The organism is Mesorhizobium sp. GW821-FHT04C10, assembly GCF_059420305.1.
Window position 1 is genome coordinate 1,072,399 of record NZ_JBWKTL010000001.1, and the last position, 12,018, is coordinate 1,084,416.

Here is a 12,018-nt window from a genome sequence, read left to right on the forward strand (position 1 = left end):
TAGGTAATCCTTTGTTTCACGTGAAACTTGTGGCGAAGTGTTCTTGACAGGCTCGCCCTGCGGGGACATGTGTCCCTTAATCTTTGAGTCCGGGACATTTGAAATGACCGATCACTATGATGTGGTTGTGGTGGGCGGCGGCCATGCGGGTTGCGAGGCGGCGAGCGCCGCCGCGCGCGCCGGAGCCAGGACCGCGCTGGTGACGCTACGCTTCGCCACGATCGGCGTCATGTCGTGCAATCCCGCGATCGGCGGCCTCGGCAAGGGCCATCTGGTTCGCGAGATCGACGCCATGGACGGCCTGATGGGCCGCGTGGCGGACGCCGCCGGCATCCAGTTCCGCCTGCTCAACCGGCGCAAGGGCCCGGCGGTCCGCGGGCCCCGCACGCAGGCCGACAGGAAGCTCTATCGCCTTGCGATGCAAAAAGCGATTCGGCAGCAGAACGATCTCGACGTGGTCGAGGCGGAGGTCCTGGATTTCGAGATCGACAACGGCAAGATCGCCGCCGTTCTGCTGGCGGATGGCAGGCGGCTGGCTTGCGGCGCCGTGGTCCTGACGACCGGTACCTTCCTGCGCGGCCTCATTCATATCGGCGATAAGAAGATTGTTGCCGGCCGCATGAACGAGCAGGCGAGCCTGGGTCTGTCGGCCACGATGGACAGGGCAGGCTTCAGGCTTGGCCGGCTGAAGACCGGGACGCCGCCACGGCTGGACGGAAATACCATCGACTGGGCTTCGCTGGACCGCCAGGCGGCGGATGAGGATCCGGTGCCGTTCTCGCTGATGACCGACCGCATCGAGACACCGCAAATCGACTGCGGCATCACGCGCACGACATCAGCCACGCATGAACTGATCCGCGCCAACCTTGGCCGCTCCGCCATGTATTCCGGCTCCATCGAAGGCGTCGGCCCGCGCTATTGCCCGTCGATCGAAGACAAGATCGTCAAGTTCGGCGACCGGGACGGCCATCAGATCTTTCTCGAGCCGGAAGGGCTCGACGACGATACGGTCTATCCGAACGGGATCTCGACCTCACTGCCCGAGGATGTGCAGCTCGATATCCTCAAAACCATTCCGGGTCTGGAGCGCGCGGTGATGCTGCAGCCCGGCTATGCCATTGAATATGATCATGTCGATCCGCGCGAGCTGCATCAGACACTGGAAACAAAACGCGTCGCCGGGCTGTTCCTCGCCGGACAGATCAACGGCACGACCGGGTATGAGGAGGCCGCCGGACAGGGCTTGCTTGCCGGGCTCAATGCGGCGCGGCGGGCAGCGGGCGGCGAGCAGATCGTGCTCAGCCGCACCGAAGCCTATATCGGTGTGATGGTTGATGACCTCACCAGCCGCGGCATAAGCGAACCCTATCGGATGTTTACCTCGCGCGCCGAATTCCGGCTGTCGCTGCGCGCAGACAATGCCGATGAGCGGCTGACGCCGCTGGCGGAGAGGCTGGGGATCGCTTCGGCGCAGCGGATGCAACGCTATGGCGATGTGATGCAGCGTATCGACGCGGCGCGGGAGCTGGCCAATGTCCTGACCATGACGCCCAACGAGGCGGCGCGGCACGGGCTGGAGATCAATCGAGACGGCGTGCGCCGATCCGCCTATGAATTGCTGGCCTATCCCAGCGTCGATGTCGCCTGGCTGGCCAGGATTGAGCCGAAATTTGCCGCGATCGATGCCAAGACAGCCGAGCGCCTCGAAACGGAGGCGAAATATTCCGTCTATCTCGACCGCCAGAAGACGGATGTGGCGCAGATTCGCCATGAGGAGAGCCGGCTGATCCCCGAGACGGTCGATTTCACAGGCGTTCCTGGACTGTCGAACGAGTTGAAGCAGAAGATGCAGGCACGGCGGCCGCGTTCCATTGCCGATGCGCAGCGCATGGAGGGGATGACGCCGGCGGCGCTGGCGATCATTGTCGCCCATGTCCGGCATCATGAAAGTGCGCAAAGGCTCCAGCGCGAACAAAAGGATGTTGCGTGAGCTCTTTTTCCCTGGAGAGGCTGGAGGCCGCCGCCGGCCCGGTTTCACGTGAAACATTCGACCGCCTGGTGGCGTTCGAACAGATGTTCCAGAAATGGAACCGCAGCATCAATCTCGTCGCGCAGTCGACGTCGGGCGATGTCTGGCAACGCCATATATTGGACAGCGCACAGCTCGCCCGCATAGAACCCGGTGCTCTGCGTTGGGCCGACATCGGTTCCGGCGGTGGATTTCCAGGCCTTGTCATGGCTTTCCTGCTCGCCGAGCGCCCAGGGGCCAGTATCGATCTGGTGGAAAGCAACCGCAAAAAGGCTTCGTTCCTGCAGGCTGTCGTCGGCCAGTTCAACCTGCCGGCTCGGGTCGTGGCGCGCCGGATCGAGGACAGCCATGCGCTTGTCGCGACGCCGCAAATCGTTACGGCGCGGGCTCTGGCCTCGCTTTCGGTCCTTCTCGACCTGTCGGCGCCCTGGTTGACATCCGGCGCGCGTGGGCTGTTCCACAAAGGCCGGGATTATCGCGCGGAAGTGCAAGAAAGCGTTAACCGATGGTCTTTCGATCTGGTAGAACATCCCAGTGTGACGGACCCGCATGGCGTCGTCCTTGAACTGTCAAATCTGCGACCTGTCTGACCTTCGACGTGTCGAGCTATCTGGCGACCCAAAATGAATTTCTGGCATAAACCCATGATGAAGAACGGCCCCCGAATCATCACCGTAGCCAACCAGAAGGGCGGTGTCGGCAAGACCACCACCGCCATCAACCTGGCCACCGCTCTGGCCGCAATCGGCGAAAAGGTGCTGATCGTCGATCTCGATCCGCAAGGCAATGCCAGCACCGGCCTCGGTATCGACCGCAAGGACCGGACAGTGTCTTCTTACGATGTGCTGACGGGCGAGCTGGAGCTGGAAGCCGCGGCCATTCCCACAGCCGTGCCTGGCCTGTCCATCGTGCCGTCGACGCTCGATCTGCTCGGCATCGAGATGGAGATCGCCTCGGCGCCCGACCGGGTGCTGCGGCTGCGCAATGCCTTGCGTGCGGCCTCGGCGCGTTCGGCCGGGTTCGGCTATGTGCTCATCGACTGCCCGCCGTCGCTCAATCTGCTCACGCTCAACTCGATGGCGGCCGCCGATTCGGTGCTGGTGCCGCTGCAATGCGAGTTCTTCGCGCTCGAAGGCCTGAGCCAGCTGCTGGAGACTGTCGAGCAGGTGCGCCGGTCGATCAATCCGGACCTCACCATCCAGGGTATCGTGCTGACCATGTATGATGGCCGCAACAATCTGGCCAACCAGGTGGTCCAGGATGTGCGCGAGCATATGGGCGACAAGGTCTACGAGACGATCATTCCGCGCAATGTGCGGGTGTCCGAGGCGCCTTCCTATGGCAAGCCGGCGATTCTCTACGATCTGAAGTGCTCGGGCAGCCAGGCCTATCTGCAACTGGCCTCGGAAGTGATCCGCCGCGAGCGCAAATTGCGCGCCGCTTGATTAGACCGGATGCATGATTAACAGCCGATTCGATACCGAAACGATCTGAAGACAATTATCTAAAATAGACTTGGAATAAAGATGAGCGAAGATCTCTCGAGGAAAAGACTGGGGCGTGGCCTGGCAGCACTGATCGGCGAGATTGATCGCCCGGCGGCACCGGAAAAGCCCGGCATGAGCGCCGATGGCAAGGTGCCGATCGAGTTTCTCAGCCCGAACCCGAAAAACCCGCGCCGGCATTTTGGCGACGCCGAACTGACCGACCTCGCCCAGTCGATCCGCGAACATGGTGTGGTGCAGCCGGTGGTGGCGCGGCCGTCGCCAACGCAGGCTGGGCGTTACGAGATCATCGCCGGTGAGCGCCGCTGGCGGGCGGCGCAGCGCGCCGGGCTGACCGAGATCCCGGTCATCATCCGCGAAGTCAACGACCGCACCGCACTCGAGCTGGCGATCATCGAGAACGTCCAGCGCACCGACCTCAACGCGGTCGAGGAGGCGCTGGGCTACCAGCAGCTGATCGACGAGCACGGCTACACCCAGGCCGATCTCGGCAACGTCATCGGCAAGAGCCGCAGCCATGTCGCCAACACGCTCAGGCTGCTGAAGCTGCCGGAGGTGATCCGCGACATGCTGGTCGACGGCGCGCTGTCGGCCGGCCACGCCCGCACGCTGGTGACGGCGGAGGATCCGGCGGGTCTCGCCAAGCGCATCGTCGAGGAAGGTCTTTCGGTGCGCCAGGCCGAGGCGCTGGCCCAGATGCCGGCCGGCCCGACGCCGGCCAAGCCGAAGCAGGCGCAAGCCGCGCCGGAAAAGGATACCGACACGCTGGCGCTGGAAAAGCTGATGACCGATACGCTCGGCATGATCGTGGCCATCGATCACAAGGGCAAGGGCGGCGAGCTTCGCGTTTCCTATCGTTCGCTGGAGCAGCTCGATGAGCTGTGCCGCAGGTTGAAGCAGGATCGGTAATTAGCCGGCGAATTTCTTTTGAACTCAAGGTTTGAACTCAAGGGATGACACAGGGGCGGGCTGCCAGGCCCGCCCCTTTCTTTTGCGGCGTTGGTGATTGGCGAAATCAGCGAAGCGATCAATCTCCCCCCTCGTGGGGGAGATGCCCGGTAGGGCAGAGGGGGGCGCCGTAGGGCTCAGCCTTGACTATCCGGGGCTAGCCGAGAACTCGCATCGCGATTGATCGAGAGGCCGGCGGGACAGCGCCCCCTCTGGCTTGCCAGCCATCTCCCCCACGAGGGGGGAGATCGACCAATCGCCTGTCGCCGGCCTTGCCACTCGCGGCTTGACAGTGCCGGGCAACGGAGTAGCCTGAATTAGATATGGCTTAATTATCTGCCCTAGCGTGCCGGTCAGTCGCGGTGAGGGCTATTTGCCATTCCTGCAAGTGTCGTGAAATGGCACCGCCTCGCCGACTATGCCGACGCGCCTGACGCAAGTGGGAGGTGCAAATGGCAGTCCGTTGGCAATTGTCCGGAAGTTACTTCGAAAATTGCAGCTGCGATGTCGTGTGTCCTTGCCTGCTGTCCACCAACGCGCAGCTGACATCGAAGCCGACGAGAGGCGTTTGCGACGTCGGTTTGGTCTTTCATATCGATACGGGCAATTACGGCGACGTTCGATTGGACGGACTCAGTGTCGCGATGGTTGCTCACACGCCGGGTCCGATGGCAAACGGCAATTGGACCGCCGCCGCCTATATCGACGAACGGGCCGATGACAGGCAGACCGAGGCGCTGGGTGCCATCTTCACGGGCGCCGCGGGCGGCCCCATGGCGGTGTTGGCACCCATGATCGGCACGAACCTCGGCGCCAGGAAGGTGCCGATAGACTACCGGATAGACGGCAAGAAGCGGTCGGCGGAGATTGCCGGCGTCATGCGGATGGCGGTCGAGCCGCTGCCGACAATGCGCGAGGACGGGCAGATGTGGGCGGCGACCGGCCATCCAGTCAATCCAGATTGGCTCGCCCTGGCGATGGGATCGGAAGGCAGTACATACACCGACCATGGCATGAGCTGGGACAATTCCCGCCGAAATGGACATTACGCCCCGATCAATTGGTCCGGCCAGCAGTAGCTGTTGGCCGGATAGCATGGAACGTGCTCGTCCATGGCGCCGACGTTGCAGCGATACATCCTTCTCGCGCTGCTGATCGCTATCGCGGCGGCGGCGTGGACCCTGCTTATCCGGCAGCGGATGGGCATGGACGCGGACATGCGCATGGAAATGGACTCACTCACCATGGGCATGAAGGCGCCGCTGTTTCTTGCCGTCTGGATGATCATGATGATTGCCATGATGTTTCCAACCGCCGCGCCCATGATCCTGACGTTTCACCAGGTCCAGGCCGGCAGACAGGGCCGGGGCGAGACCTTTGTCTCGAGCTGGGTGTTCGTGGCCGGGTACATGCTGGTTTGGGGCGTGATGGGCGCTATCGCCTTTGCCGGTGCGGCGGGTGCGCAGATACTTGCCGGGCGTGTGGGATTGTCGACGGCGACGGGCGCGCATCGGCGGCGCGCTGCTGATGATTGCGGGCGCCTATCAACTCTCGCCCCTGAAAGATCTGTGCCTCGCTAAATGCCGCACGCCGATCGGCTTCATCCTGACCGCATGGCGCGATGGCTACTGGGGCGCGGTTCGCATGGGCCTGGAGCATGGGCTTTTCTGCCTGGGCTGCTGCTGGCTTTTGTTTCTCGCCCTCTTTCCGCTCGGGATCATGAACGTCGCCGCAATGGCCGTGGTCACCTTGCTGGTCTTTGCGGAAAAGACCCTCCCGTCAGGAGAAGGAATCGCAAAGGTGTCCGGTGTCGGCCTGTTGCTTTATGGCGCGGCGGTGCTGGTCTTTCCACAGGCGCTGCCAACCTTTCAGCCGGTGGGCGCCATGATGATGAATTGACCAATGGGAGCAGGGAGCAGCGTCTCCTACCGCTGCCCCAGCCTCGCGCTTTCCACCGCAATCCCCAGCAGCGCCTGCCGTGCCAGCGCCACCGAGAGATCCGGTCGCCGCCGCGTCTGCAACACCGCGGTCTGCAGCCGGGTCAGCGCGCGGCTGAGCGCCTCGCTGCTCCAGCGCTCGAGCGCCTTTTCCACCAGCTTGCGTCGCGAGAAAAAAACCGGCGGGCGCGCGCCGGCAACGACCGAGGCGGCGTTGCGGCCGGCAGAGTCCATCTGGCCGCGCATGATCTGGATCTGCTGCAATTGCCGCATTGCCGAGGACAGCACCAGGAAAGGCGGGCCGCCGGACTGGCAGTGGCGGGTGAAGGCGGTGTCGAAATCGCCGACCTTGCCTTCGAGAAGCGCGTCGACCGCCTCATCGAACGAGGCGCCGGATACGTCGCCCGACATCGCCCGCACCTCTTCCAGCCCGATCTCCTTCTGGCCGTGGGCATAAAGGACGAGCTTTTCGATCTCGCCGCGCGAAGCCAGCCGGTCGCCGCCGAGATTGCGGCGCAGTGCCTGGCGGGCCTCCAGCGTCATCGACATGCCCGCCTTGCGCAGCTCGTCATCGATGACCGTATCGATATCCCTCGCCTCATCGGCGTAGCACGGCAACGCCATGGCGTTGTCCGCGCCCTCGACCACGGCGCGTAGCCCAACGCCCTTCTTGAGATCGCCGGCCTCGATCAGGATGATGGCATCGCGCGCGGGTTCCGCCGTCAGCGCTTTCACGTCCTCGGCCAGCGCCTTCTGGCCGGTGGCATTGCGCACCCAAAGCAGGCGCCGGTCGGAAAACATCGGCACGGTGCGGGCCTCGTCGAGCAGGCGGCCCTCGTCGCGGTCGACCTCGGAACCTTCGAGCCTCACCACGGAGAAGGGATCGTCGAGCGGCAGGCCGGTCTTCTCGGCAAAGGCCTTCGCGCGCTCGGAAACGAGCCCGCGATCGGGGCCATAAAGCAGGACGATGGAGATGCGCGGATCGGGCCGCGCCAGCCAGGAATCGACCTCGAAAGCTTTCTTCTGTGCCATGGAGGGTGGTTAGCACAGCGTGAGCGCCGGGTGAACGGCTTCCGGCTCGGGTTCCCCGCCCTGACGAGGGTATCGGATGGGGAGGGGAGAAACGCGGGCTCGCTGACCTTGGCACCGTTCCTCTCCCCGATCGACGCAGGGGCAATCGCATATGAGTTTTTATGAAGAGGACCCCCACCCTTAATCCCTCCCCACAAGGGGGAGGGAGACTTGGTAGGCGCTGATCTCCGCAAATTGCCTAGGCTCGATGCCAAAAAAATGGCATGCGGCAGCGTTCCCTCCCCCTTGTGGGGAGGGTTAGGGTGGGGGTCCTCTTCGCAAAAAGCCATATGCGATTGCCCCTGCGTCGATCGGGGGATAGGAAAACTGTCACCCATGCTATCGGTCCATTCTGTTACCTATCTATCCGGTCCGGACACCCTTCCTCTCCCTCCGGAGGGGGGAGAGGTGGCGCTGCGAAGCAGCGACGGAGTGGGGGAAGGCGGTTCTCAAATGCGCTACTGCCGCAAGACTCCCGCAACCTGGTGAGCAGGAAAACTCAGGCAAGCGGTAATCAGGTGGCAGCATGGCTTCGATGAAAGGTCGACCCCCACTCCGTCGAGCTACGCTCGACACCTCTCCCCCGATCGACGGGGGATAGGAAGGGAGCCAGACCTGGCCAATCCTCGCTTCTCACCTCCCGTCGATCGGATGTTCTCACGACGGAAGAGGAACCCAATCATCGCCGCCCAATCGCCTTATCTGGCGGAAACCCCAGCGCAATCTTGCGCCAAATTGCGCGCCGCGACGAAACATCGACAAGAAATTTCGCGGACATATCTTCATCTTGTACTCGGGAGGCTGGATCGGCCGGCGTCGCTGGCCCGATGCGAAAGGCTTGCCTGACGAATTCGCTCTGGTCTGGCGGCGCGGATGTGCAAATATCGGCGCCAGGCAACATTGGAGGACAAAGGTCATGGCCGATGCTGGGATGTTGCGATTTCACGTTCCGGAGCCGGAAGTGCGGCCGGGCGGCACGCCTGACTTTTCCAATGTGACCATCGCCAAGGCCGGCTCGGTGCCGCGCCCCGATATCGATGTCGATCCGCGCACCATCCGCGACATGGCGTTTTCGATCATCCGCGTGCTGAACCGCAATGGCGAAGCCGTCGGCCCCTGGGCCGGGCTGCTTTCCAATGACGAGTTGCTGGAAGGCCTGCGTCACATGATGACGCTGCGGACCTTCGATGCGCGCATGCAGATGGCGCAGCGCCAGGGCAAGACCTCGTTCTACATGCAGCATCTGGGCGAGGAGGCGGTGAGTTGCGCGTTCCGCAAGGCGCTCGAGCCTGGCGACATGAATTTCCCGACCTATCGCCAGGCCGGCCTGCTCATCGCCGACGGCTATCCGATGGTCACCATGATGAACCAGATCTATTCCAACGAGGCCGACCCGCTGAAGGGCAGGCAGCTGCCGGTCATGTATTCCTCGAAGGAACACGGCTTCTTCTCGATCTCCGGCAATCTGGCGACGCAGTATATCCAGGCGGTCGGCTGGGCGATGGCTTCGGCGATCTCGAACGATTCGAAGATCGCCGCGGCCTGGATCGGCGACGGTTCGACGGCGGAATCCGATTTTCATTCGGCCCTGGTGTTCGCCTCCACCTACAAGGCGCCGGTGATACTCAACGTCGTCAACAACCAGTGGGCGATCTCGACCTTTCAAGGCATCGCACGCGGCGGCTCCGGCACGTTCGCGGCCCGGGGGCTCGGTTTCGGCATCCCGTCGCTGCGCGTCGACGGCAATGACTATCTCGCCGTGCATGCGGTGGCCAAATGGGCGGCCGAGCGCGCGCGCAAGAATCTCGGACCGACACTCGTCGAATACGTCACCTACCGCGCCGGCGCGCATTCCAGCTCGGACGATCCTTCCGCCTACCGGCCGAAGACCGAATCCGACGCCTGGCCGCTCGGCGACCCGATCGTGCGGCTGAAGAACCATCTGATAGGGCTCGGCGTCTGGTCGGACGAGCGGCATGCGCAGGCCGAAGCCGAGATCCTCGACACGGTGATCGCGGCGCAGAAGGAGGCGGAAAGCCACGGCACGTTGCATGCCGGCGGCAAGCCGTCGACGCGCGACATGTTCGAGGGCCTCTATGCCGAGATGCCGCCGCATCTCAGACGCCAGCGCCAGCAGGCGGGGGTCTGAGCCATGCCAAGACGGACCATGATCGAGGCGATCCGCGACGCCATGGATGTGTCGATGGGGCGCGACGAGAAAGTCGTCGTGTTCGGCGAGGATGTCGGCTTCTTCGGCGGCGTCTTCCGCGTTACCCATGGCCTGCAGGCCAAATACGGCAAGAGCCGCTGCTTCGACGCGCCGATCAACGAATCCGGCATTGTCGGCTCGGCCATAGGCATGGCTGCGTATGGCCTTAAGCCCTGCGTGGAAATTCAGTTTGCCGACTACATGTATCCGGCCTACGACCAGCTGACTCAGGAGGCGGCCCGGCTGCGCTACCGTTCGAACGGCGATTTCACCTGCCCGATCGTGGTGCGCATGCCGACTGGTGGCGGCATTTTTGGCGGCCAGACGCACAGCCAGAGTCCGGAAGCCCTGTTCACCCATGTGTCCGGGCTGAAGACGGTGGTGCCGTCCAACCCGCATGATGCCAAGGGGCTGCTGATCGCGGCGATCGAGGATCCCGATCCGGTCATCTTCCTCGAGCCGAAGCGGCTCTACAACGGTCCGTTCGACGGCCATCACGACCGGCCGGTGACGCCGTGGTCGAAGCATGAACTGGGCGAAGTCGCCGATGGTCACTACACCGTGCCGCTCGGCAAGGCGGCGATCCGCAGGGCGGGCTCGGCGGTTACCGTGCTTGCCTACGGCACCATGGTCTATGTCGCCCAAGCAGCGGCCGAGGAGACCGGCATCGATGCGGAGATCATCGATCTCAGAACCTTGTTGCCGCTCGACCTCGACACGATCGTCGCGTCGGTCAAGAAGACCGGGCGCTGCGTCGTCGTTCACGAGGCGACGCTGACCTCCGGCTTCGGCGCCGAGCTGTCGGCGCTGGTGCAGGAAAACTGTTTTTATCATCTGGAGGCGCCGGTGGCGCGGGTCGCCGGCTGGGACACGCCCTATCCGCATGCGCAGGAATGGGACTATTTCCCCGGTCCCGCCCGGGTCGGCCGCGCCCTTATAGAAACCATGGAGGCCTGACATGGGCGAGCACATCATCAAGCTGCCCGATGTCGGCGAGGGCGTCGCCGAGGCCGAGCTCGTCGAGTGGCACGTCAAGGTCGGCGATATCGTGCGCGAGGATACGGTGCTTGCCGCCGTGATGACCGACAAGGCGACGGTCGAAATTCCTTCGCCGGTCGATGGCGAGATCCTGTGGCTGGGCGCCGAGATCGGCGACACGGTGGCGATCGGCTCGCCGATCGTGCGGCTGAAAGTTGCGGGTGAGGGCAATGTGAAACCGCAGAGCGGCGAGGCCGTGGCTGCCGAACCGCCGGCCAAACTTCCGACGCCAAAGCCCGAGGCCGCCGCGCCCGCCGCGAAGACCGCGCCAAAGGCCGCCGCTCCGGAAGCGAAACCTGCACCTGCCGTTTCGAAGAGCACCGGGAAACCCTCCGTCTCCGGCGCGCCGCGCCCGGAAGGCGAAAAACCGCTGGCGTCGCCGGCCGTGCGCCTGCGCGCGAAAGAGGCTGGCATCGATCTGAGACAAGTTGCCGGAAGCGGCCCAGCCGGCCGCATCGGCCACGAGGACATCGAGGCGTTCCTGGCGCGCGGGCCGCAGGTGGCCAAGGCATCGGGCCTCGCCCGCAACGACACGGTCGAGGACATCAAGGTGGTCGGTCTGCGGCGCAAGATCGCCGAGAAGATGACGCTGTCCAAGTCGCGCATCCCGCACATCACCTATGTCGAGGAAATCGACGTCACCGCACTGGAGGAATTGCGCGCCGCGCTCAACAAGGAAAAGCGTGCCGCCAGGAGTGGGGTGGAGAGGCCGAAGCTGACGCTGCTGCCGTTCCTGATGCGGGCGATGGTCAAGGCGATATCAGACCAGCCCAATCTGAATTCGCTGTTCGATGACGAAGCCGGCATCATCCACCAGCATGGCGGCATCCATATCGGCATCGCCGCGCAGACGCCGTCGGGGCTGGTGGTGCCTGTGGTCAAGCATGCCGAGGCGCGCGACATCTGGGATTGCGGCGCCGAGGTCAACAGGCTGGCCGAGGCGGCCAAGTCCGGCACGGCGACGCGCGAGGAGTTATCGGGATCGACCATCACCATCACCTCGCTCGGCGCGATGGGCGGCGTGGCGACGACCCCGGTCATCAACCATCCGGAAGTGGCGATCATCGGCGTCAACAAGATGATGGTGCGGCCGGTGTGGGACGGCACGCAGTTCATCCCGCGCAAGATGATGAACCTGTCGTCGAGCTTCGACCACCGCGTCATCGACGGTTGGGATGCGGCTGTGTTCATCCAGCGCATCAAGGCGCTTCTGGAAACGCCGGCTTTGATTTTCGTGGATTGAGGGCGATGAGTTGATCGAAACGGTTCAGAAGGCGC

At 63.7% G+C, this 12,018-nt stretch carries 11 protein-coding genes; 10 read left to right on the forward strand and 1 reads right to left on the reverse strand.

The window, feature by feature from the left end; genetic code table 11:
• The first annotated feature begins 103 nt into the window (after positions 1-103).
• The 7 genes from mnmG (at position 104) to AC07UC_RS05120 (ending at position 6,384) form a co-directional block, all read left to right on the forward strand.
• Positions 104-1,993 carry a tRNA uridine-5-carboxymethylaminomethyl(34) synthesis enzyme MnmG gene (mnmG, locus tag AC07UC_RS05090; RefSeq protein WP_494904446.1) on the forward strand — a complete coding sequence of 630 codons (1,890 nt, stop codon included), beginning with the start codon at positions 104-106 and terminating at the stop codon, positions 1,991-1,993.
• On the forward strand, positions 1,990-2,622 hold the full coding sequence (gene rsmG, locus AC07UC_RS05095; RefSeq protein ID WP_494904447.1) for a 16S rRNA (guanine(527)-N(7))-methyltransferase RsmG: 633 nt from the start codon (positions 1,990-1,992) through the stop codon (positions 2,620-2,622). Before mnmG ends, rsmG begins: the two co-directional genes overlap by 4 nt.
• Before the next feature lie 54 nt (positions 2,623-2,676).
• Entirely contained in the window at positions 2,677-3,477 is an 801-nt protein-coding gene (locus AC07UC_RS05100; RefSeq protein WP_080680503.1) for a ParA family protein, read from the forward strand.
• Positions 3,478-3,558: 81 nt separating this feature from the next.
• The gene (locus AC07UC_RS05105) at positions 3,559-4,446 is read left to right on the forward strand and encodes a ParB/RepB/Spo0J family partition protein (protein ID WP_140776326.1); all 888 of its coding nucleotides are present in this window, start codon (positions 3,559-3,561) and stop codon (positions 4,444-4,446) included.
• A gap of 491 nt (positions 4,447-4,937) precedes the next feature.
• Positions 4,938-5,564, forward strand: a complete 627-nt coding sequence (locus AC07UC_RS05110; protein WP_202325254.1) for a DUF1326 domain-containing protein — start codon at positions 4,938-4,940, stop codon at positions 5,562-5,564.
• 33 nt (positions 5,565-5,597) lie between these two features.
• A complete protein-coding gene (locus AC07UC_RS05115; RefSeq protein ID WP_494904450.1) occupies positions 5,598-6,065 on the forward strand; it encodes a copper chaperone in 468 nt (155 codons plus the stop codon).
• Complete coding sequence (locus AC07UC_RS05120; protein ID WP_494904452.1) at positions 6,013-6,384, forward strand: DUF2182 domain-containing protein; 372 nt, start codon at positions 6,013-6,015, stop codon at positions 6,382-6,384. Before AC07UC_RS05115 ends, AC07UC_RS05120 begins: the two co-directional genes overlap by 53 nt.
• 26 nt (positions 6,385-6,410) lie before the next feature.
• Here AC07UC_RS05120 and holA read toward each other — a convergent pair whose 3' ends face one another.
• Positions 6,411-7,454, reverse strand: coding sequence for a DNA polymerase III subunit delta (holA, locus tag AC07UC_RS05125; protein WP_494904454.1), 1,044 nt, complete (start codon positions 7,452-7,454; stop codon positions 6,411-6,413).
• Positions 7,455-8,409: 955 nt separating this feature from the next.
• On the opposite strand from holA, the gene AC07UC_RS05130 reads away from it, so the two are divergent.
• Genes AC07UC_RS05130 through AC07UC_RS05140 form a run of 3 tightly spaced genes read left to right on the forward strand, consistent with a single transcriptional unit; the run spans position 8,410 to position 11,983 of the window.
• The gene (locus tag AC07UC_RS05130; protein WP_172347792.1) at positions 8,410-9,642 is read left to right on the forward strand and encodes a 3-methyl-2-oxobutanoate dehydrogenase (2-methylpropanoyl-transferring) subunit alpha; all 1,233 of its coding nucleotides are present in this window, start codon (positions 8,410-8,412) and stop codon (positions 9,640-9,642) included.
• Positions 9,643-9,645: 3 nt separating this feature from the next.
• Entirely contained in the window at positions 9,646-10,659 is a 1,014-nt protein-coding gene (locus AC07UC_RS05135) for an alpha-ketoacid dehydrogenase subunit beta (RefSeq protein WP_202325257.1), read from the forward strand.
• A gap of 1 nt (position 10,660) precedes the next feature.
• On the forward strand, positions 10,661-11,983 hold the full coding sequence (locus AC07UC_RS05140; RefSeq protein ID WP_494904456.1) for a dihydrolipoamide acetyltransferase family protein: 1,323 nt from the start codon (positions 10,661-10,663) through the stop codon (positions 11,981-11,983).
• Positions 11,984-12,018: the final 35 nt, after the last annotated feature.

Bases quoted from the DNA above. Each gene is read 5' to 3' on its own strand.
- mnmG (WP_494904446.1), top strand. From the start codon at position 104: ATGACCGATCACTATGATGTGGTTGTGGTGGGCGGCGGCCATGCGGGT.
- AC07UC_RS05100 (WP_080680503.1), top strand. From the start codon at position 2,677: ATGATGAAGAACGGCCCCCGAATCATCACCGTAGCCAACCAGAAGGGC.
- AC07UC_RS05105 (WP_140776326.1), top strand. From the start codon at position 3,559: ATGAGCGAAGATCTCTCGAGGAAAAGACTGGGGCGTGGCCTGGCAGCA.
- AC07UC_RS05110 (WP_202325254.1), top strand. From the start codon at position 4,938: ATGGCAGTCCGTTGGCAATTGTCCGGAAGTTACTTCGAAAATTGCAGC.
- AC07UC_RS05115 (WP_494904450.1), top strand. From the start codon at position 5,598: ATGGCGCCGACGTTGCAGCGATACATCCTTCTCGCGCTGCTGATCGCT.
- AC07UC_RS05120 (WP_494904452.1), top strand. From the start codon at position 6,013: ATGATTGCGGGCGCCTATCAACTCTCGCCCCTGAAAGATCTGTGCCTC.
- holA (WP_494904454.1), bottom strand. From the start codon at position 7,454: ATGGCACAGAAGAAAGCTTTCGAGGTCGATTCCTGGCTGGCGCGGCCC.
- AC07UC_RS05130 (WP_172347792.1), top strand. From the start codon at position 8,410: ATGGCCGATGCTGGGATGTTGCGATTTCACGTTCCGGAGCCGGAAGTG.
- AC07UC_RS05135 (WP_202325257.1), top strand. From the start codon at position 9,646: ATGCCAAGACGGACCATGATCGAGGCGATCCGCGACGCCATGGATGTG.
- AC07UC_RS05140 (WP_494904456.1), top strand. From the start codon at position 10,661: ATGGGCGAGCACATCATCAAGCTGCCCGATGTCGGCGAGGGCGTCGCC.